Origin of the sequence: Bacillus sp. LJBS06 (genome assembly GCF_016924995.1) — a bacterium.
Lineage (GTDB): Bacteria > Bacillota > Bacilli > Bacillales > Bacillaceae > Bacillus > Bacillus stercoris.
The window spans coordinates 1,615,378-1,635,345 of sequence record NZ_CP070483.1; the positions used below are offsets into that span (position 1 = coordinate 1,615,378).

Genomic DNA, 19,968 nt, shown 5'->3' on the forward strand with positions numbered 1-19,968 from the left:
ACCTTCTATCTTTATGCACAAAAACATATATTTTAGCAGGCATTCACCTTTTTCATCAAAAGAGAAGCAGGAAGAACTTTGACCCTTATATCAGGAGGCTGAGACTTGAGTAAAATTTATGTGTTAGATACGAATGTGTTATTACAGGATCCTAACGCGATATTTTCTTTTGAAGAAAACGAGGTTGTCATCCCTGCTGTCGTATTAGAAGAGGTTGATTCAAAAAAACGGTATATGGACGAAGTTGGGAGGAATGCAAGGCACGTATCTAAGCTGATCGATGCGCTAAGGCAAAAAGGCAGGCTGCATGAGCATGTGCCGCTTGACACTGGCGGCACACTGAGAATTGAACTGAATCATCGTTCGTTTCACCAGCTGCAAGAGATCTTTATTGAAAAGACGAACGATAATCGCATATTAGCTGTGGCGAAAAACCTAAGCCTAGAGGAAGAAACAAAGGAAAATGGCAGGCCGGTTATCCTCGTGAGCAAGGACGTACTTGTTAGGGTTAAAGCGGACGCAATTGGACTTCATGCCGAAGATTTCTTAAATGACAGGGTTGTGGACAATGATGAAATGTACAGCGGCTATAAAGATATATATATCAGCCAGCAGCTGTTCAGCTCTTTTTACGGGAAAAATCAAATTTCAGTAAACGATGTGAAGCAGCATGCGTTTTATCCGAATCAATTTGCTTTAATGAAGGATGAGCTGGGAGGGTCCTCCTCGGCTGTCGGGATTGCAGATAAAACCGGAACGGTATTAAAAAGACTCGTATTTGATGATGAACATATATGGGGGATCAGGCCGAAAAATGTACAGCAGACAATGGCGTTAGAGCTTTTGCTGCGGGAAGATATTCCGCTTGTTACCCTGATCGGAAAAGCAGGGACCGGAAAGACGCTCTTAGCCTTGGCGGCAGGGCTATTACAGACAGAAGACTTGGGAATATATAAAAAGCTGGTCGTCGCAAGGCCAATTGTTCCTGTTGGCAAAGACATCGGGTATTTGCCAGGCGAAAAAGAGGAAAAGCTAAAGCCTTGGATGCAGCCGATTTTTGACAACTTGGAGTTTCTGTTCAATGCGAAAAAACCAGGGGAGCTTGAGGCTATTTTGGCGGGAATTGGCTCAATTCAGGTAGAGGCGCTGACTTATATCAGAGGGAGAAGCATTCCAGATCAATTTATTATCATTGATGAAGCGCAAAATTTGACCAGGCATGAGGTAAAAACATTGCTAACGAGGGTCGGTGAGGGCAGTAAAATAGTCTTAATGGGCGATCCTGAACAAATTGATCACCCATATTTAGACAGTCTGAACAATGGTTTGGCCTATGTGGTCGAGCGGTTTAAAGGACAACCCATCTCAGGCAGCGTGAAGCTGTTAAAAGGTGAGAGATCAGGTCTCGCCCAGCTTGCCGCTGACTTGCTGTAACATTAAATGATTTCGATTTCTTTTAAATCGGTAATCGGCTGTTTATGATGAACCGGATCTTCAAAGTAAATATGCACGGGGCCGCCTTCTTGAATCGGCTTGCCTGCCTCACTGAAATGGACAATACTGTTCAAAGCGGTTTCCAGAGAAACGGCGGCCTTTCCTGAACTTGTGACAAATACACATTGTGTCGCAGAGCTGTTCGGCTCGGCATTTTTCAGCACAGTCCCAAGTCTCATTGCAAAACTGCCGTTCATCAGTTTTTGCTTCTCGTATTGTTTTTCGGTCTTTAAAGTCGGCGGCGCAATCCGGCCCTCTCTGATGACGCGCTCTGAATCAAGCTCGGATTCATCCCCGGTAGATTGTAATGTGTCTTGACTGTCCCCTTTGCGGTCAAACGAAAATTTGCGATCATCAAAAATCCAGACGCTTGGATCAATGGTAATCGGATATGTAACATTGCCTTTTACTTGGATAACGCTCATAATATGACCCCCTTCTCTCAAAATTATAAAAGTTTTCGCATGAATTGTCACTTTGTGTACAAATTATGTGTATTGAAATGCTGAGGGAACGAGGGTGTTTGCATGGTATGCCGGCATAATGATGAGCTTGAAGCCTTAGTGAAAAAGGCGAAAAAAGTAACGGACAAGGGGGAGGTAGCCAGTTATATTCCTGCCTTGGCAAAAGCTGATAAACACGATCTGTCAGTGGCGATTTATTATTCCAATAATGTTTGCCTGTCAGCAGGTGACGTAGAAAAAACATTTACGCTTCAAAGTATATCGAAAGTCCTTGCACTTGCTTTGGTGTTAATGGAATACGGCAAAGATAAGGTCTTCAGTTATGTTGGACAGGAGCCGACCGGTGATCCGTTTAATTCAATTATCAAGCTGGAAACAGTAAATCCAAGCAAGCCGTTAAACCCTATGATTAATGCCGGGGCATTGGTAGTGACAAGTCTGATTAGAGGAAGAACGGTGAAAGAGAGACTTGATTATTTGCTTTCTTTTATTAGAAGGCTGACAAACAACCAAGAGATTACATACTGCCGGGAAGTGGCTGAATCCGAATACAGCACTTCAATGATTAATCGGGCAATGTGTTATTATATGAAGCAGTACGGCATTTTTGAGGATGATGTAGAAGCAGTAATGGATTTATACACGAAGCAATGCGCGATTGAGATGAGCAGCTTGGATTTAGCGAAAATCGGATCTGTATTTGCATTGAACGGCAGAAATGCTGAGACTGGGGAGCAGGTCATCTCAAAAGATGTCGCAAGAATTTGCAAAACATTTATGGTGACGTGCGGAATGTACAATGCAAGCGGGGAATTCGCAATTAAGGTCGGAATCCCTGCGAAAAGCGGCGTATCCGGCGGGATTATGGGCATTTCACCTTATGATTTCGGGATCGGTATTTTCGGTCCGGCATTGGACGAAAAAGGCAACAGCATTGCAGGTGTAAAGCTATTGGAAATCATGTCTGAGATGTACAGACTGAGTATTTTTTAATTTATGTCATCTGCTTAAATCCTCTTGCATTTTCTGCTGATACCCTTTATGATAAATAGAAGAATTAGGTACTCGCCTGGGGAACGGAGGGATACTTTTGGCTTCAGAGATGATAGTTGACCATCGGCAAAAAGCTTTTGAACTCTTAAAAGTTGACGCTGAGAAGATTTTGAAGCTGATCCGAGTACAAATGGATAACTTAACGATGCCTCAATGTCCTCTATATGAAGAGGTCTTAGATACTCAAATGTTCGGGCTTTCGAGGGAAATCGATTTTGCTGTCCGCCTGGGATTGGTTGATGAAAAAGACGGTAAAGACCTTTTATACACATTGGAACGTGAATTGTCTGCATTGCATGACGCGTTTACAAGTAAATAAATGATAAAACTCAAACTTATTAACAGTTTGGGTTTTTTTATAACCGCTATTTTTCTCTCTTAAAGACGGTCTTTTTTTACACATTCCTTCCGAATCGTATAGAGATTCTTCGTCTCGTTTGATAAATTGTAGTAAAATAAAAAAGATAAATACATAAAAACCATAGTTAATGGAAGTTAGAAGCAGGGAAGAGGATGTTATGTTAAAAAAAATGCTAAAATCTTATGATTACTCACTGATATTCGCAATTGTTTTACTGTGCGGATTCGGTTTAGTGATGGTATACAGCTCAAGCATGATTACGGCTGTCTCCCGGTATGGAGTAAGCAGTAATTTTTTCTTCATGCGGCAGCTGTTTGCTTTAATTGCGGGTGGCGCTCTATTTATTCTCATGGCGTTGTTTCCTTATAAAGCACTGGCCCATCAAAAGTTTCAGAAGGGGATACTGCTTGTATCTGTTCTTGCGCTTATCTCACTGTTTGTTTTCGGGCATGTTGCCGGAAACGCGCAGAGCTGGTTTAAAATCGGCGGAATGAGTATTCAGCCGGGGGAATTTGTGAAACTGGTCGTGATTTTATATCTTGCAGCCGTATATGCAAAAAAACAAAGTTATATCGACCATCTGTTAACGGGAGTAGCCCCTCCGGTAGTCATGACGCTTGTGATTTGCGGGTTAATTGCCATGCAGCCAGATTTCGGTACAGCCATGATTATCGGGTTAATTGCGACGTGCATGATCTTGTGCTCCGGCTTCAGCGGAAAGACACTGATGAGGCTTGTCATACTGGGCGGAATTGTTTTGATTTTAGTCAGCCCGATTATCTATTTGAATCAGGATAAAATTTTAACTGAAGGCCGTTTAGCGCGTTTTGAGAGTCTTGAAGACCCATTTAAGTATGCAAATTCATCAGGTTTGCAAGTGATCAATTCTTATTATGCGATCGGCTCAGGCGGCATTTTCGGTCTGGGGCTCGGTGAAAGTATCCAAAAATACGGATATCTGCCTGAATCACACACTGACTTTATTATGGCTGTCATTGCTGAAGAGCTCGGCATTTTTGGGGTATTGTTTGTGATTTTCTTATTGGGTTTTGTCGTCATAAAAGGTTTTTATATTGCCAGAAAATGCGAGGACCCGTTTGGAAGTCTTCTAGCGATCGGCATTTCAAGCATGATTGCCATCCAGTCGTTTATTAACCTTGGCGGTGTCAGCGGATTAATTCCGATTACAGGGGTTACCCTGCCATTTATCAGTTACGGGGGCTCTTCTTTGGTGCTGCTGCTGGGGAGTATGGGGATATTAGCGAATATCAGCATGTTTGTAAAATATTCAGAGAATAAGAAAAAGAGAGAACCCTTGGCGACGAAGGGACTGAAAAAGAAACAGCTTAAAAAAACTGTTTATCAGTAAAAAACAAGTGTGTACAGGGGAAGGATATTCCGCTATGATAGATTATATTCCATTCGGGTAAGGGGGAAAAAAGTTTGTCTCAGCAATCGATACAAAAAGTATTAGTAGCAAACAGGGGAGAAATTGCAATCCGAATATTCCGGGCGTGTACCGAGTTGAATATTCGTACAGTTGCGGTCTATTCAAAAGAAGATTCCGGTTCCTACCATCGGTACAAAGCGGATGAAGCATACTTAGTCGGTGAAGGGAAAAAACCGATTGATGCTTACCTGGATATTGAAGGGATCATTGATATTGCGAAAAGAAACAAAGTCGATGCAATTCATCCGGGATACGGTTTCTTATCTGAAAATATTCATTTTGCGAGACGATGTGAAGAAGAAGGAATCGTATTCATTGGTCCAAAATCCGAGCATCTCGATATGTTTGGTGACAAGGTAAAAGCGCGTGAGCAGGCAGAAAAAGCCGGAATCCCCGTGATTCCCGGAAGCGACGGTCCTGCAGAAACGCTTGAAGCCGTTGAACAATTTGGACAAGCTAACGGTTATCCGATTATCATTAAAGCCTCGCTTGGCGGCGGCGGCCGCGGTATGCGGATTGTCAGAGCTGAAAGTGAAGTCAAAGAAGCATATGAGCGTGCAAAATCAGAGGCGAAAGCAGCCTTTGGCAATGATGAAGTTTATGTAGAAAAATTAATTGAAAATCCAAAACATATTGAAGTTCAGGTGATTGGAGACAAGCAGGGCAATGTCGTCCATCTTTTTGAAAGGGATTGTTCCGTTCAACGACGCCACCAAAAGGTCATTGAAGTGGCGCCAAGTGTGTCGCTGTCACCTGAATTAAGGGATCAAATTTGTGAGGCGGCTGTTGCGCTTGCGAAAAATGTAAACTATATAAATGCGGGTACGGTCGAATTCCTTGTTGCAAACAACGAGTTCTACTTTATTGAAGTAAATCCTCGCGTACAAGTTGAACACACGATAACAGAAATGATTACGGGTGTCGATATTGTTCAAACACAGATCCTTGTTGCCCAAGGGCACAGTCTTCACAGCAAAAAAGTAAATATTCCTGAGCAAAAGGACATTTTTACAATCGGCTATGCCATTCAGTCACGGGTTACGACTGAGGATCCGCAAAATGATTTCATGCCTGATACAGGAAAAATTATGGCTTACCGTTCAGGCGGCGGTTTTGGTGTCCGTCTTGATACTGGAAACAGCTTCCAAGGCGCCGTGATCACACCATACTATGATTCACTGCTCGTTAAGCTTTCAACTTGGGCTTTAACGTTTGAACAGGCGGCTGCCAAAATGGTACGAAACCTTCAGGAGTTTAGAATCAGAGGCATAAAAACGAACATTCCGTTCCTTGAGAACGTTGCAAAACATGAGAAGTTCCTGACAGGGCAATATGATACGTCTTTCATTGACACAACGCCTGAATTATTTATTTTTCCTAAACAAAAAGACCGCGGAACGAAAATGCTCACTTACATCGGCAATGTGACAGTGAACGGCTTCCCCGGAATCGGGAAAAAAGAAAAACCGGCGTTTGACAAGCCGTTAACCGTAAAGGTAGACGCTGATCAGCAGCCCGCCAGAGGAACAAAGCAAATTCTCGATGAAAAAGGTGCAGAAGGGCTTGCAAATTGGGTTAAGGAGCAAAAATCTGTCCTTTTAACTGATACGACATTCAGGGATGCCCACCAATCGTTATTGGCAACTAGAATCAGATCGCATGATTTGAAAAAAATCGCAAATCCAACGGCTGCATTATGGCCTGAACTGTTCAGTATGGAAATGTGGGGAGGCGCGACCTTCGATGTAGCCTACCGATTCCTGAAAGAGGATCCGTGGAAACGTTTGGAAGACCTTCGTGAAGAAGTGCCGAATACCTTATTTCAGATGCTGCTTCGCTCATCAAATGCGGTCGGCTATACGAATTATCCGGACAATGTGATTAAACAATTTGTGAAGCAATCAGCTCAATCGGGCATTGATGTGTTCCGTATTTTCGACAGCTTAAACTGGGTAAAAGGAATGACGTTAGCCATTGATGCCGTTCGGGATACAGGCAAAGTGGCAGAAGCGGCGATTTGTTATACGGGAGATATCCTTGACAAGAACCGGACGAAGTACGATCTTGCTTATTATACATCGATGGCGAAGGAGCTTGAGGCGGCCGGTGCCCATATTCTCGGGATTAAAGATATGGCAGGGCTGTTAAAACCGCAGGCTGCATATGAACTCGTTTCAGCGTTGAAAGAAACGATCGACATTCCGGTTCACCTTCATACACATGATACGAGCGGAAACGGTATTTATATGTATGCAAAAGCTGTGGAAGCCGGTGTTGATATCATAGATGTGGCGGTCAGCTCAATGGCGGGATTAACGTCACAGCCTAGCGCGAGCGGATTTTATCATGCGATGGAAGGCAACAACCGCCGTCCGGAAATGAATGTTCAAAACGTTGAATTGCTGTCCCAATATTGGGAGTCAGTGCGTAAATATTATAGTGAATTTGAAAGCGGAATGAAGTCTCCGCATACTGAAATTTATGAGCACGAGATGCCAGGGGGCCAATACAGCAACCTGCAGCAGCAGGCCAAGGGAGTAGGTCTTGGCGACCGCTGGAATGAAGTCAAGGAAATGTACAGACGCGTGAACGATATGTTCGGTGACATCGTCAAGGTAACGCCTTCTTCAAAAGTAGTCGGAGATATGGCACTCTATATGGTGCAAAACAACCTGACTGAAAAAGACGTTTACGAAAAAGGCGAATCATTAGATTTCCCTGATTCTGTTGTGGAGCTTTTCAAAGGGAATATCGGGCAGCCTCATGGCGGATTCCCGGAAAAACTGCAAAAGCTGATCTTAAAAGGGCAGGAGCCGATTACAGTCAGACCGGGCGAACTGCTTGAGCCGGTGTCATTTGAAGCGATCAAACAGGAATTTAAAGAGCAGCATAACTTGGAAATTTCAGATCAGGACGCTGTGGCGTATGCCCTTTATCCTAAAGTTTTCACTGATTATGTGAAAACGACAGAAAGCTACGGAGACATCTCGGTATTAGATACACCGACATTCTTCTACGGCATGACATTAGGTGAAGAGATAGAAGTTGAAATTGAGCGCGGCAAAACGCTGATCGTTAAGCTGATTTCAATCGGTGAGCCTCAGCCTGACGCCACTCGCGTCGTTTATTTCGAACTGAACGGGCAGCCGCGTGAAGTAGTCATTAAAGATGAAAGCATTAAGTCTTCCGTTCAGGAAAGGCTGAAAGCAGACCGGACAAATCCAAGCCACATTGCAGCTTCCATGCCTGGAACCGTTATTAAGGTATTGACTGAAGCAGGTACAAAAGTCAATAAAGGTGATCATTTGATGATTAATGAAGCGATGAAAATGGAAACAACGGTTCAAGCCCCTTTCTCAGGAACAGTCAAGCAGGTTCATGTGAAAAATGGCGAGCCGATTCAAACGGGAGATCTGCTCCTCGAAATTGAAAAAGCATAAAAAACAAAGAGTGTATATCATTTGATATACACTCTTGTTTTTTATGGGAAATGCGGAGTGAAACTGTTTAGAAGAGATGTAAGCGGCCTTCAAAGATTATACAGTAGTGCTGTCACAAGCCAATTCCTTTTCAAAATCAAACAGGCTTTTATACCGGCGATCTTTTAGATACTTTATTACTATAGGCTCTATCTGATTATCCATGGTCAAAAGGGCTTATTTTCATGAAGTGATACTAATACAAAGACTGGCCATTGAAACAATAAAGCGACAAAACAAGACATAAAAAAAGACCAAAGCCGCTTAAGGCTTTGGTCTAGAGTCTTTATGACTGTCTGGAATCGTAACGGAAGCGAGCAATCAATAATAAGAAGTAGCATAAAACGCCAAACAGACAGGCAATAAAGAACGAGTGGGCAAGTGCAAAGCCCAGTGCCAGTTCAGTGTATACGATCATAATACCTGACAGTGCTTGTAATGTGATGAAAATAAGACACGAGATCCATCCCCAAAAAATCTGTTTTTGATCTTTATAGGAAGTGATAGCATGAACAGCGGCAACAATAATCCATACAAATAATAGTAAGGCTGCTGCTCTGTGGCCCATTTGCACCCATTCATGAAATTGGGTCGGAAGTCCATTGTTCAACGGGCTGCACAGCGGCACATCAGGACATGCCAGACTTGATTCGGTGTGTCTTACATATGCGCCTGTATACACAACGATATAGGAATATATTAAAATTCCTATCATGTGAAATTGCATCTTTTTGCCGATTTGAAGCGGCTTAACCAGTTTTCTGACTGATTTATCAGCTTCAAATATGAGTAATGTCAAAATAAGCACTGAAGCAAAAGAAATTAATGAGATGCCGAAGTGAAGCGCCATTATCAACGCGTTCGAACCGAATACGACAGCCAATGCGCCAAGCAATGCCTGTAGAAATAAAAAGATAATAGACATGATCGCGAGAAACGTTGTTTCACGGAAAATCGGCGTGATTTTTCTCCATGACCAAAACGCAAGGCTTAACACAAGGATAATAGAGATCCCGCTTGCAAATCTGTGGCTCCATTCAATAATTGAGGCCGGATTCAGTTCAGGGAAAAAACGGCCGTGACACAGCGGCCACTGTCTGCCGCATCCTTGGCCGGAACCTGTTTTTGTAACGAGAGCACCCCCGATTAAAACAATAAGCATGACAAATGTCGTCAAGACACCGAGAGCTTTTAATGCTTTATTCATACAATATTCACCTTCTCAACATACTGCTGCAATTTTATATACGTTCCAAGTGTAAGCGAATATGTGTTTTGTGGCAATTCCCAGAGGCTTTTGTTCACAAAAATATAATAGAATGACGGCTTCTGGAAAATGTACACTTGATTATTCGTGCCGGGTCTGATAGAAATAAGGTAAACGCAATGCCAATTTGGCGATTGCCTGCATCTTTGGTAAAATTCATAAAAAGTTCACAAATAAATTCCTGTTTGTCGTTTAATATTTAATAGGATGTTTTTTTACAAGATGTTATCTTGTATGATAGAGTTGCAGGTTTTTTTATTCTCCTGCGTTAGGTTTGTAAGGGAGGTTTACGTTATGGCTAACTCCAGAATCTTAAATGATACAGCTATAGACGGACAAATTGAAGAAACAACGGCATGGAAAGATTTTCTGTCCCTTATTAAAATAGGGATCGTCAATTCTAACCTCATCACGACTTTCACTGGAATGTGGCTTGCACTACATATTTCCGGTTTAAGTTTTTTAGGCAATATAAACACCGTTCTTCTTACATTAATCGGTTCATCTCTGATTATTGCGGGTTCTTGCGCGATCAATAACTGGTATGACCGGGATATTGACCATCTTATGGAGCGCACGAAAGTAAGACCTACGGTTACGGGTAAAATTCAGCCGAGTCAGGCGTTATGGTCAGGAATTTTGCTGGTTGCTTTAGGATTGATTATGCTGCTGATGACAACTGTCATGGCTGCTGTCATTGGTTTTATCGGAGTCTTTACGTATGTTGTATTGTACACAATGTGGACGAAACGCCGCTATACGATTAACACTGTAGTAGGAAGCGTTTCAGGTGCAGTGCCGCCGCTTATTGGATGGACGGCAGTGGAAGGGAATATCGGTGTCGTAGCATGGGTGTTATTCATGATTTTATTTATTTGGCAGATTCCTCACTTCTTAGCATTGGCTATTAAGAAAACTGAGGATTACAGAGCTGCAAATATTCCGATGCTTCCTGTCGTATACGGATTTGAAGTGACAAAAAGACAAATTATTGTGTGGGTTGCGTGCCTGATGCCGCTTCCGTTTTTCCTTGGTAGCCTAGGGCTTCCAATTGTCATCCTCGGTTTGCTGTTAAATATCGGCTGGCTGATTCTTGGCTTAATGGGATTCCGCTCCAAGAATATTATGAAGTGGGCAACGCAGATGTTCGTATACTCACTTAACTACATGACTATCTATTTCGTTGCCATGGTTGTCTTAACTCTTTTCTAAAAAATAGATATGCTGCTTGTTTTATCGCTTCAAAATAAACGATGACAACTAGTAAATGCCGCCTTGACCTCTTGTTTAATCAGGCGGCTTTACTTTTATACATAGATGGCATTTTGAGTAAAAAAACTCATAATTTAAGAGAAGAGGAAATGTAAGTGCTTTATTGGTGATAGGCTGGAGGCGATGGTTTTCGATCTGCTTTCCGCCTTTGTATTGACCAGAAAAGGGGTTGGGTGAAATGGTAAAGCATTGGCGTCTTATTTTATTATTAGCCTTAGTGCCGCTTCTATTAAGCGGATGTGGAAAACCTTTTTTATCCACGCTCAAGCCTGCTGGCGAGGTGGCTGATAAACAGTATGACCTGACAGTGCTCAGCACATTGATTATGGTGGTTGTTGTTGCAGTAGTATCTGTTATCTTCTTTTATGTGATTGTGAGATTTAGAAGATCACGGGTTGGTGAGAACACGATACCGAAACAGGTAGAGGGGAATAAATTTTTAGAAATCACATGGACCGTGATCCCGATTTTGCTGCTCATTATTCTTGTGATCCCTGTTGTATTATATACGCTGGAGCTAGCAGACACATCACCAATGGATAAGAAAGGCCGCAAAGCTGAGGATGCTCTTGTAGTCAATGTCCGGGCAAATTTATACTGGTGGGAGTTTGAGTACCCTGATTACGGCATTATCACAAGCCAGGAGCTGATTGTGCCGACAGACCAGCGTGTATATTTTAATTTAAAAGCTTCTGATGTGAAACATTCCTTCTGGATTCCTTCAGTTGGAGGAAAACTTGATACGAATACGGATAATGAAAATAAGTTTTTCCTGACTTTTGATTCGAAACGAAGCAAAGAGGCAGGAGATATGTTTTTTGGAAAGTGTGCAGAGCTTTGCGGCCCTTCACATGCGCTGATGGATTTTAAAGTGAAGACAATGTCTGCAAAGGAATTTCAGGGCTGGACAAAAGAAATGAAAAACTATAAATCTACAGCAGAGAGCGATTTGGCTAAGCAGGGTGAAGAACTGTTTAAAGAGAAAAACTGCCTGAGCTGCCATGCGGTAGAGCCGAATGATAAGCGTGCAGAAGCCGCTAGAACGGCACCCAACTTGGCGACTTTCGGTGAAAGGACAAAAGTGGCAGGGGTGAAAGAGGCTAACAAAGAAAATGTGAAGGCCTGGCTGAAGGACCCTGACAGCATAAAGCCGGGGAACAAAATGACAGGAACATATCCAAAGCTCTCAGACAGTGAAACAGATGCGCTTTATGAATACTTAAAAGGCTTAAAAGCGGAAAGCAAGTAGGGAAGAAAGGGAGATATTGGGGGAGGTCACATATGTTGAATGCGCTTACAGAAAAGCGGACGCGCGGATCTATGCTTTGGGATTATTTGACGACGGTGGACCATAAAAAAATCGCGATTCTTTATTTAGCGGCAGGAGGATTCTTCTTTCTTGTCGGGGGAATTGAAGCGATGTTTATCAGAATTCAGCTTGCAAAGCCGGAAAATGCGTTTCTCAGTGCTCAAGCGTACAATGAAGTAATGACTATGCACGGAACGACGATGATCTTTCTGGCTGCGATGCCGCTCTTATTTGCCTTGATGAATGCGGTTGTGCCATTGCAGATCGGGGCTCGGGACGTTTCGTTTCCATTTTTAAATGCGCTTGGTTTTTGGCTCTTCTTTTTCGGAGGCATTTTCTTAAATCTAAGCTGGTTTTTGGGCGGAGCGCCAGATGCGGGCTGGACGTCATATGCCTCACTTTCGCTTCATTCAAAAGGGCACGGCATAGACTTTTTTGTCCTCGGACTCCAAATATCGGGGCTCGGGACGCTGATAGCCGGGATTAACTTTTTGGCCACGATTATCAATATGAGGGCTCCGGGCATGACGTACATGAGGCTGCCTTTGTTTACATGGACGACATTCGTGGCCTCGGCATTGATTTTGTTTGCCTTTCCGCCGCTTACGGTCGGATTGGCTCTTATGATGCTGGATCGGCTGTTCGGAACCAATTTCTTTAATCCCGAGCTTGGCGGGAATACGGTCATTTGGGAGCATTTATTTTGGATTTTCGGCCATCCGGAGGTTTATATCCTAATTTTGCCTGCATTCGGTATTTTTTCCGAGGTCATCCCTGTTTTCGCCAGAAAGCGTTTGTTTGGCTATTCTTCAATGGTTTTTGCCATCGTGCTCATTGGCTTTCTGGGCTTTATGGTATGGGTGCACCACATGTTCACGACTGGTCTCGGCCCGATTGCAAATGCGATATTTGCGGTTGCCACAATGGCTATCGCGATTCCGACCGGGATTAAGATTTTTAACTGGCTTTTGACGATTTGGGGAGGAAATGTGAAGTATACGACCGCTATGCTGTATGCTGTCTCATTTATTCCGTCCTTTGTGCTCGGCGGTGTGACGGGAGTCATGCTGGCAGCGGCCGCTGCTGATTATCAGTTCCATGATACGTATTTTGTGGTGGCGCACTTCCACTACGTCATCATTGGCGGCGTGGTATTCGGCCTATTAGCCGGTGTTCATTTCTGGTGGCCGAAAATGTTCGGTAAAATTCTGCATGAGACGATGGGGAAAATTTCATTTGTACTGTTTTTTATCGGCTTTCACCTCACGTTTTTCATTCAGCATTTTGTCGGTTTAATGGGTATGCCGCGCCGGGTTTATACGTTTTTGCCAGGCCAGGGTCTTGAAACCGGCAACTTGATCAGTACAATCGGGGCGTTTTTTATGGCGGCAGCTGTTATTCTTCTGCTGGTCAATGTCATTTGGACATCGGTAAAAGGCGAGTATGTAGGCGATGATCCATGGCATGACGGACGTACGCTTGAATGGGCCGTTTCTTCGCCGCCGCCTGAGTATAACTTTAAACAGCTTCCTTTTGTCAGAGGACTTGATCCGCTTTGGATCGAGAAGCAGGCAGGTCACAAATCAATGACACCGGCGGAACCGGTTGATGATATTCATATGCCAAACGGCTCAATCCTGCCGCTCATCATTTCCTTCGGCCTTTTTGTCGCAGCGTTCGGGCTGCTGTACAGAAGCGATTACGCTTGGGGCCTGCCGGTGATCTTTATCGGGCTCGGCATCACCTTTATTACGATGCTGCTCCGCTCAGTCATTGATGATCACGGCTATCATATTCATAAAGAGGAACTGCCGAACGATGATAAAGGGGTGAAGGCATAATGCAAATTCAAGAAAAATTCACCGCAGAAACCTTTCCAGCTTCTCCTGAAAAAGTAACACTGGAAGGGAAAAATAAATTTCTAGGCTTTTGGCTTTTTCTTGGCGGAGAGACTGTTCTGTTTGCGTCTCTCTTCGCCACGTTTCTGGCGCTTCGGAATTCAAACGCCAGTGATCCGCCTACAACCGAAATGTTCGACGTAACACTTGTATTCATTGCGACAATGCTGTTATTAACGAGCAGTTTAACGAGTGTGTACGCGATGTACCACATGAAGAACTTTTCCTTCGGCAAGATGCAGCTTTGGCTGGGAATTACGGTTTTATTGGGGGCGGGCTTTTTAGGACTGGAAATCTATGAATTTAAGCACTACACCCATGAATTTGGCTTTACCATCACAAGCTCTGCGCTCGGTTCTGCGTTTTACACGCTTGTCGGTACACACGGCGCCCACGTGGCGTTTGGGCTGATGTGGATCAGCACGCTGATGATCCGCAATGCCAAGAGAGGGCTGAACCTGTATACGGCGCCTAAGTTTTACGTTGCCAGCCTTTATTGGCACTTTATTGATGTCGTGTGGGTCTTCATCTTTACCGTTGTATATTTAATGGGGATGGTGGGATAAACATGGTCGGTAAAAAAAGCAGAGGGCATATCAACAGCGACCTTGAATTTAAGAAAAAAAAGCACGCCCAGGAGATGAAATATCAGGTTTTATCTTTTGGTTTAATGATCGGTCTTACGATTGTTGCATTTCTGACTGTGGCAACAGACGGTGTCGCAAGCTGGTTTACGATTCCTTTCATTATTTTGCTTGCTGCAATTCAAGTCATCTTTCAGCTGTATTATTTCATGCATATGAATCAAAAAGGGCACGAGGCGCCGGCATTATTTTTGTATTCAGGGGTGTTTGTCGCGTTTATCACTGTGCTTGCGTTTGTCACAATTATATGGTGGTAATTTGAACAGCCGCCGGAGGTGAAGAAATGAATCAGTTGGAGATATTTGGGTTTCGCGCCATGTGGAGCCCTTATCTTTTTTGTATCCTGTTAGGCATTACGGCGATTTATCTCTATTTTTACAGGAGAATGTTTTCAAAGCCGAATCGAATAACTGGTAAAGAGATGGCGTGTTTTCTGTCGGCGATGCTGTTTTTATATGCGGCCGAGGGAAGCCCTGTTGATTTGCTCGGACATATTATGTTTAGCGCGCATATGGTACAGATGGCTGTCCTGTATTTGGTTGTACCGCCACTGTTGATCGCTGGAATTCCTGCATGGCTCTGGGAGAAAATCATTTTCAGGCCTGCCATCAAACCGGTTTTTTCCTTTTTCACGAAGCCCTTAATTGCTTTGCTTTTGTTTAATGGCATTTTTTCTTTATATCATGTACCGCTTATATTTGATACTGTCAAAACCGATCCGTTTTACCATACATTCATCACTTGGCTTATCTTTGTGCTTGCATTCTTCATGTGGTGGCCGCTTGTTCATAAGGTGGGGCGTCTACGTCAGCTTAGCGGGTTGATGAAGCTGGGGTATATTATGGCGGACGGTATGCTGCTCACACCTGCTTGCGCCTTAATCATGTTCAGCGGTGCGCCGTTATACGCCACCTATACAGATCCGTCTGCATGGGCCGAGGCAATGAGCCTTTGCGTGCCTGCGGATATGATGGGGCAGGTCCCATTAACAGGACCGGAGATGTTGAATACACTGCCTTTGTTAGAGGATCAGCAGCTTGGAGCCGTCATGATGAAAATCATTCAGGAAATTGTGTACGGTACTTTTTTGGCGATTATTTTTTTCCAATGGGTGAAGAAAGAAAGGGAAAAGGACGGGCAGGAGGAGCCGCCGTATATTCAGCAGACGATATCATAAAAGGTACAGCGGAATACGCTGTACCTTTTCGTTACATTTGAACTGTTTTTAACATGTCGGATATGTCCTGAATCAGTGCTTTGCTTTTTGTCACAACCTGTATGGGAAACTCTTCCGTTTCTCCATACTCTATTCCGTGCGGGTAATAATGCTTGCCTAGGAGAGGGGACATTAATTGAATCACCGCGCGTCCGCTTCCGACATCACCCTCTGCCGCAATTCCTTGTATCCGCAGGTAAAACGTGCCCTCAATCGTCGAAAACTTCTTGTCATAGGTGACTCTCTCGTAATCCCATTGGCCCGCTCTGATGAGACCTTTGCTTTCCATTAAGTCGTCTAGCAAGCTGAGTTCAGCCTTAACCCCTTCAAGTCCGCTTTCAGTAAACTTCAACACCGACCCCTCCTTATAAAAATTACCTTTCCTGACAATCATAGTATGAAAGCGTTAAACTTTCAATGAATCTTCTTCTTTTGAAAGTATGCAAAAATTAAATTTTGACGACAATAGCACTAGACTAAAGGAGGTTAAACGGATGACAAAAATAAAAGATCTGATGACAGCCGACTTGCAATATTGCACGGTATTAGATAATGTATATGAAGCTGCAGTAAAGATGAAGGACGCGAATGTAGGGGCGATTCCAGTGGTTGATGAGGATGGGGAAACATTGGTCGGCATCGTGACCGACCGTGATCTCGTGTTAAGAGGAATCGCCATCAAAAAACCGAACTCGCAAAAAATCACTGACGCGATGACCGAAAAACCTGTCAGTGTGGAGGAAGATGCTTCAGTTGATGAGGTTCTTCATTTGATGGCATCGCATCAGCTCAGAAGGATACCAGTTACAAAAAATAAAAAACTGACTGGAATTGTCACGCTTGGTGATCTTTCTTTATCAGAGCAAACAAATGAACGTGCCGGCAGCGCCTTATCGGATATTTCCGAAGGTGATAATCGAGAAGAAGGCTTTTTTCATTAACACATAAATCTTTGACATGTTAAATAGGCTGTATTGTAATGGGTTGTAAGGCAAGACATTGTGAATCGCCATGGGGGTGATAGATTGAAAAATATATTGAGAGCAATGGTTATCCTCTTGATTATTTACGGAACTTATGTTCTGTTTATTCAATATGGATCTGTTCCTGAAAAGAAATCAAATGACAGCGAGCCTCAGGTGTCAAATGAGGAAGCACAAAGCGGCAAACGAATACATATGCCGACTTCAGGATTATTGTCCTTCATGGGCAAGTCCGCCGATGAAGTAACGAAAAAGCTTGGGGAACCTGAACGCATTGACCCTTCAGCTTATGATTACGATTGGTGGGTATACAATCAAGGTAAGGACCAATATATCCAAATCGGGGTATTAAACAATAAAGTGGTCACATTATTCGCTGCTGGGAATGACATTAACGCCAAGCCTTTCAAAATTGGCGAATCAACCGGAGATGTGTTCAAGACGACCCAGGTGGCGCCATTTGTGAATGTAGAGTATAAAGGAAATTCCTATCGGTTTGAGTTTTCTGAAGAGGATATCAATACAAGACCGACTGTAAAGGTAGGAAAAATGTACGTCCAGCTGTATATGGACAAATTTGAAGGGAAGCTATCCAGCATCAGGGCGTTTGATGCGCAGACCTTTGTAAAGCAAAGGCCTTATGAGGTAGTGTACCGCGGGGAATTAATCAAACCGAAAGCCGTTTCAGATGAGAAGTGGAAAAAGATCCAAACAACGAGCGAAAAGCAAATACTTGATTTGACGAATGTCATACGCGTTAAACATGGACTTGCGAAGCTTGAGTGGGATCAGCCAACGGCGGAAGTTGCCTTTGGGCATAGCGAGGATATGAAGGAAAATAATTATTTCTCACATGTTTCTAAGAAATACGGCTCACTGAAAGACCGCTTAGAAGAAGGGCATGTTGACTTTCAACAAGCGGGAGAAAATATCGCATACAATTATGTGGACGGTCCGGCCGCTGTAGAAGGCTGGCTGAATAGCGAAGGCCATCGAAAAGCGCTCCTGAATTCAGATTATACGCATCTTGGTGTCGGAGTAGACCGAAAATATTACACCCAAAATTTTATTAAGCGATGGTAATGAAAGCCGCGGACGAATGGTTCCGGGCTTTTTCTATTTTCACACAAGCTGGTCTTGCGCTAAGAGAAGTGTAAACACAGACGGTTCAATATGTTACTTTTCTTGCTGTTGAGGAGCGGATTTCCCCTTCTTCTTAAGGCTTTTCACCAGTGTCTAGGGACAGCTACTAAAAATTCATTTGTGAATGAATATAGGCGAACACAATGCCCGACAAAACGATACATTGTAGTAGGTAACGATTTTCGGAGGGGGTGAGGATTGTGGCGAATCAACATGCCAATCATTCAATCAATGACTTTAAACAATTCGTCAAAAAGCATCCCAAGCTGATAAAAGAAGTGCGAAAAGAACAAAGAAGCTGGCAGGACGTATATGAAAATTGGGTTCTCTTCGGGGAGAGCGACCCGATTTGGGATCCGTATCGGGAACCGGAAGAAGCTGCAGAGGCTGTGCCCGAAACACCGCAAAAAAATGATTTTGTCACGAAAATGGTGACAGCGGTGAAAAAGATGGATGTCAATCAAATGAACGAACAAATCAATAAAATGAGCCAGTCGATCTCATCGTTGCAAAGCCTTCTTAATACATTTTCCGGGAACAGCCAGAAGCAATCTCAGCCAGGCTCTGGACAGCATCCTTTTTCTTTTCGAAAGGATTAAAAAAGGGGATCTCATATGCGCAAAGAGGTGCAGGAATATATTTTCGCAAACGAAGAACGGAAACGATTCATCAGAGAGCAGCCGATATGGTACCGCAGGCTTTCGAGAAAACCGGATGATCTGTCCACCTTTCAGCTTGAGATGATGAATTTTTATGAAAAAACCATTCCGCATCGGGTGAATCAGTTTACAAACGGGATTCAAATGGCGCAAATGATGATGCAAATGTTCCAAGCGATGCGGACAAAAGATTAAAAGGCCCGGGAAAGGGTCTTTTTCGTGCGTCCATACGGAGTTTGTTTTCGGCTGTGGTTAAGCATTTTCCAATTGGCTGGTTTCATGGTAAACTAACAACTGGAGGTGCATGTTATGTATGCGACGATGGAATCCGTGCGGCTTCAAAGTGAAGCTCAGCAGCTTGCCGAGATGATTCTGCAGTCGGAGACGGCTGAGAACTACCGCAATTGTTACAAGCGTCTCCAGGAAGATGAAGAGGCAGGGCGGATTATTCGTTCTTTTATCAAAATAAAAGAGCAGTATGAGGATGTACAGCGTTTTGGCAAATATCATCCTGACTATAGAGAAATATCCCGGAAAATGAGGGAGATCAAACGTGAGCTGGACCTGAACGACAAGGTGGCTGACTTCAAGAGAGCTGAAAATGAACTCCAGTCCATTCTTGATGAGGTCAGCGTCGAGATTGGGACAGCTGTTTCGGAGCATGTGAAAGTTCCGACTGGGAATCCTTATTTTGACGGTTTGTCTTCATGCGGAGGCGGCTGCGGTTCAGGCGGAAGCTGCGGATGTAAAGTGTCCTGACGAGACTGGCCGTCTCGTCTTTTACATATAAAAGAAATCAGGCAGGTGATTGTATTGGAGAATAGGCGCCAGGGCATGGTTGTGTATCTGCACTCCCTAAAGCAAAGCAAAATGCTGAGAAAGTTCGGGAATGTGCACTATGTATCAAAACGATTAAAATATGTCGTACTGTACTGTGATATGGACCAAATTGAAAAAACAATGGACAAGATTGCGTCTTACTCTTTTGTGAAAAAAGTAGAGCCTTCTTATAAACCGTTTTTAAAATTGGAATTCGAGTCAAAGCTTGATAAGGCAAAAGAATACGATTATAAAATCGGCATATAGCAATAAAAAAACCCCCGCAGACATCTGCGGGGTCCTTCTATTCCTTAATATGTTAAGGAGAAGGCAAAGGGAGAGGAGAAACCGGAGGAAGAACTTATGGGGAAACGTAAGTCTTCTCCGCGGTTGGCAACAACATCCTCTAGATGCTGTTGCTTATAGTATGGACAAGGATCATGCTGCCTATACACCT

20 protein-coding genes are annotated in these 19,968 nt (G+C 43.5%); 17 read left to right on the plus strand and 3 right to left on the minus strand.

From position 1 onward, the window contains the following. Nucleotides 1-105: 105 nt before the first annotated feature. On the plus strand, nt 106-1,434 hold the full coding sequence (locus tag JQX68_RS08380) for a PhoH family protein (RefSeq protein WP_069149545.1): 1,329 nt from the start codon (nt 106-108) through the stop codon (nt 1,432-1,434). A 2-nt stretch (nt 1,435-1,436) separates the two neighbouring features. Here the strand turns inward: JQX68_RS08380 and JQX68_RS08385 are convergent, their stop codons facing one another. Continuing rightward, nucleotides 1,437-1,919, minus strand: coding sequence for a hypothetical protein (locus JQX68_RS08385; RefSeq protein WP_014663851.1), 483 nt, complete (start codon nt 1,917-1,919; stop codon nt 1,437-1,439). A 102-nt stretch (nt 1,920-2,021) separates the two neighbouring features. Between JQX68_RS08385 and glsA the strand changes: the two genes are divergently transcribed. The 4 genes from glsA (at nt 2,022) to pyc (ending at nt 8,262) form a co-directional block, all read left to right on the plus strand. After that, nucleotides 2,022-2,951 carry a glutaminase A gene (gene glsA / locus JQX68_RS08390; RefSeq protein WP_147771859.1) on the plus strand — a complete coding sequence of 310 codons (930 nt, stop codon included), beginning with the start codon at nt 2,022-2,024 and terminating at the stop codon, nt 2,949-2,951. 97 nt (nt 2,952-3,048) lie between these two features. Continuing rightward, on the plus strand, nt 3,049-3,330 hold the full coding sequence (locus tag JQX68_RS08395) for an Fpa/YlaN family protein (RefSeq protein ID WP_014663853.1): 282 nt from the start codon (nt 3,049-3,051) through the stop codon (nt 3,328-3,330). A 199-nt stretch (nt 3,331-3,529) separates the two neighbouring features. Then, nucleotides 3,530-4,741 (plus strand): cell division protein FtsW, encoded by a 1,212-nt coding sequence (gene ftsW / locus JQX68_RS08400; RefSeq protein ID WP_014663854.1) that lies wholly within the window; start codon nt 3,530-3,532, stop codon nt 4,739-4,741. Between the two features lie 74 nt (nt 4,742-4,815). Beyond that, on the plus strand, nt 4,816-8,262 hold the full coding sequence (pyc, locus tag JQX68_RS08405) for a pyruvate carboxylase (protein ID WP_103032013.1): 3,447 nt from the start codon (nt 4,816-4,818) through the stop codon (nt 8,260-8,262). 325 nt (nt 8,263-8,587) lie between these two features. Here pyc and ctaA read toward each other — a convergent pair whose 3' ends face one another. Beyond that, nucleotides 8,588-9,508 carry a heme A synthase CtaA gene (gene ctaA / locus JQX68_RS08410; protein ID WP_014663857.1) on the minus strand — a complete coding sequence of 307 codons (921 nt, stop codon included), beginning with the start codon at nt 9,506-9,508 and terminating at the stop codon, nt 8,588-8,590. Nucleotides 9,509-9,862: 354 nt separating this feature from the next. Between ctaA and cyoE the strand changes: the two genes are divergently transcribed. The 6 genes from cyoE to ctaG all read left to right on the plus strand — a co-directional run bounded on the left by cyoE (nt 9,863) and on the right by ctaG (nt 15,868). After that, entirely contained in the window at nt 9,863-10,780 is a 918-nt protein-coding gene (gene cyoE / locus JQX68_RS08415) for a heme o synthase (RefSeq protein WP_003232250.1), read from the plus strand. A gap of 238 nt (nt 10,781-11,018) precedes the next feature. After that, nucleotides 11,019-12,089, plus strand: a complete 1,071-nt coding sequence (coxB, locus tag JQX68_RS08420) for a cytochrome c oxidase subunit II (protein ID WP_014663859.1) — start codon at nt 11,019-11,021, stop codon at nt 12,087-12,089. A 32-nt stretch (nt 12,090-12,121) separates the two neighbouring features. Continuing rightward, nucleotides 12,122-13,990 (plus strand): cytochrome c oxidase subunit I, encoded by a 1,869-nt coding sequence (gene ctaD / locus JQX68_RS08425; RefSeq protein ID WP_014663860.1) that lies wholly within the window; start codon nt 12,122-12,124, stop codon nt 13,988-13,990. After that, entirely contained in the window at nt 13,990-14,613 is a 624-nt protein-coding gene (gene ctaE, locus JQX68_RS08430; protein ID WP_014663861.1) for a cytochrome c oxidase subunit III, read from the plus strand. Before ctaD ends, ctaE begins: the two co-directional genes overlap by 1 nt. Before the next feature lie 2 nt (nt 14,614-14,615). Next, nucleotides 14,616-14,948 carry a cytochrome c oxidase subunit IVB gene (ctaF, locus tag JQX68_RS08435; protein ID WP_014663862.1) on the plus strand — a complete coding sequence of 111 codons (333 nt, stop codon included), beginning with the start codon at nt 14,616-14,618 and terminating at the stop codon, nt 14,946-14,948. A 26-nt stretch (nt 14,949-14,974) separates the two neighbouring features. Then, entirely contained in the window at nt 14,975-15,868 is an 894-nt protein-coding gene (gene ctaG, locus JQX68_RS08440) for a cytochrome c oxidase assembly factor CtaG (protein WP_103032017.1), read from the plus strand. Nucleotides 15,869-15,899: 31 nt separating this feature from the next. On the opposite strand, the gene JQX68_RS08445 is transcribed toward ctaG, so the two are convergent. Further along, the gene (locus JQX68_RS08445; protein WP_134975565.1) at nt 15,900-16,262 is read right to left on the minus strand and encodes a YugN family protein; all 363 of its coding nucleotides are present in this window, start codon (nt 16,260-16,262) and stop codon (nt 15,900-15,902) included. A gap of 139 nt (nt 16,263-16,401) precedes the next feature. On the opposite strand from JQX68_RS08445, the gene JQX68_RS08450 reads away from it, so the two are divergent. From JQX68_RS08450 to JQX68_RS08475, 6 genes are all read left to right on the plus strand, one after another. Further along, nucleotides 16,402-16,848 (plus strand): CBS domain-containing protein, encoded by a 447-nt coding sequence (locus tag JQX68_RS08450; RefSeq protein ID WP_003221362.1) that lies wholly within the window; start codon nt 16,402-16,404, stop codon nt 16,846-16,848. Nucleotides 16,849-16,932: 84 nt separating this feature from the next. Then, a complete protein-coding gene (locus JQX68_RS08455; RefSeq protein WP_147771860.1) occupies nt 16,933-17,973 on the plus strand; it encodes a CAP domain-containing protein in 1,041 nt (346 codons plus the stop codon). Between the two features lie 260 nt (nt 17,974-18,233). Next, on the plus strand, nt 18,234-18,632 hold the full coding sequence (ylbD, locus tag JQX68_RS08460) for a YlbD family protein (RefSeq protein WP_014663866.1): 399 nt from the start codon (nt 18,234-18,236) through the stop codon (nt 18,630-18,632). A 15-nt stretch (nt 18,633-18,647) separates the two neighbouring features. Then, complete coding sequence (locus JQX68_RS08465) at nt 18,648-18,887, plus strand: YlbE-like family protein (protein ID WP_014663867.1); 240 nt, start codon at nt 18,648-18,650, stop codon at nt 18,885-18,887. Between the two features lie 114 nt (nt 18,888-19,001). After that, a complete protein-coding gene (gene ricF / locus JQX68_RS08470) occupies nt 19,002-19,451 on the plus strand; it encodes a regulatory iron-sulfur-containing complex subunit RicF (RefSeq protein WP_003221370.1) in 450 nt (149 codons plus the stop codon). A 54-nt stretch (nt 19,452-19,505) separates the two neighbouring features. Next, nucleotides 19,506-19,778: a YlbG family protein gene (locus JQX68_RS08475; protein ID WP_009967171.1), complete on the plus strand. Its 273-nt coding sequence runs from the start codon at nt 19,506-19,508 to the stop codon at nt 19,776-19,778. The last annotated feature ends 190 nt before the right edge of the window (nt 19,779-19,968 follow it).

What these genes read in the sequence shown, in the direction of transcription:
- glsA (WP_147771859.1), top strand. Translation starts at nt 2,022, where the DNA reads ATGGTATGCCGGCATAATGATGAGCTTGAAGCCTTAGTGAAAAAGGCG.
- ricF (WP_003221370.1), top strand. Translation starts at nt 19,002, where the DNA reads ATGTATGCGACGATGGAATCCGTGCGGCTTCAAAGTGAAGCTCAGCAG.
- JQX68_RS08450 (WP_003221362.1), top strand. Translation starts at nt 16,402, where the DNA reads ATGACAAAAATAAAAGATCTGATGACAGCCGACTTGCAATATTGCACG.
- ctaA (WP_014663857.1), bottom strand. Translation starts at nt 9,508, where the DNA reads ATGAATAAAGCATTAAAAGCTCTCGGTGTCTTGACGACATTTGTCATG.
- ctaG (WP_103032017.1), top strand. Translation starts at nt 14,975, where the DNA reads ATGAATCAGTTGGAGATATTTGGGTTTCGCGCCATGTGGAGCCCTTAT.
- JQX68_RS08465 (WP_014663867.1), top strand. Translation starts at nt 18,648, where the DNA reads ATGCGCAAAGAGGTGCAGGAATATATTTTCGCAAACGAAGAACGGAAA.
- ctaE (WP_014663861.1), top strand. Translation starts at nt 13,990, where the DNA reads ATGCAAATTCAAGAAAAATTCACCGCAGAAACCTTTCCAGCTTCTCCT.
- ctaF (WP_014663862.1), top strand. Translation starts at nt 14,616, where the DNA reads ATGGTCGGTAAAAAAAGCAGAGGGCATATCAACAGCGACCTTGAATTT.
- ftsW (WP_014663854.1), top strand. Translation starts at nt 3,530, where the DNA reads ATGTTAAAAAAAATGCTAAAATCTTATGATTACTCACTGATATTCGCA.
- JQX68_RS08385 (WP_014663851.1), bottom strand. Translation starts at nt 1,919, where the DNA reads ATGAGCGTTATCCAAGTAAAAGGCAATGTTACATATCCGATTACCATT.
- cyoE (WP_003232250.1), top strand. Translation starts at nt 9,863, where the DNA reads ATGGCTAACTCCAGAATCTTAAATGATACAGCTATAGACGGACAAATT.
- ctaD (WP_014663860.1), top strand. Translation starts at nt 12,122, where the DNA reads ATGTTGAATGCGCTTACAGAAAAGCGGACGCGCGGATCTATGCTTTGG.
- coxB (WP_014663859.1), top strand. Translation starts at nt 11,019, where the DNA reads ATGGTAAAGCATTGGCGTCTTATTTTATTATTAGCCTTAGTGCCGCTT.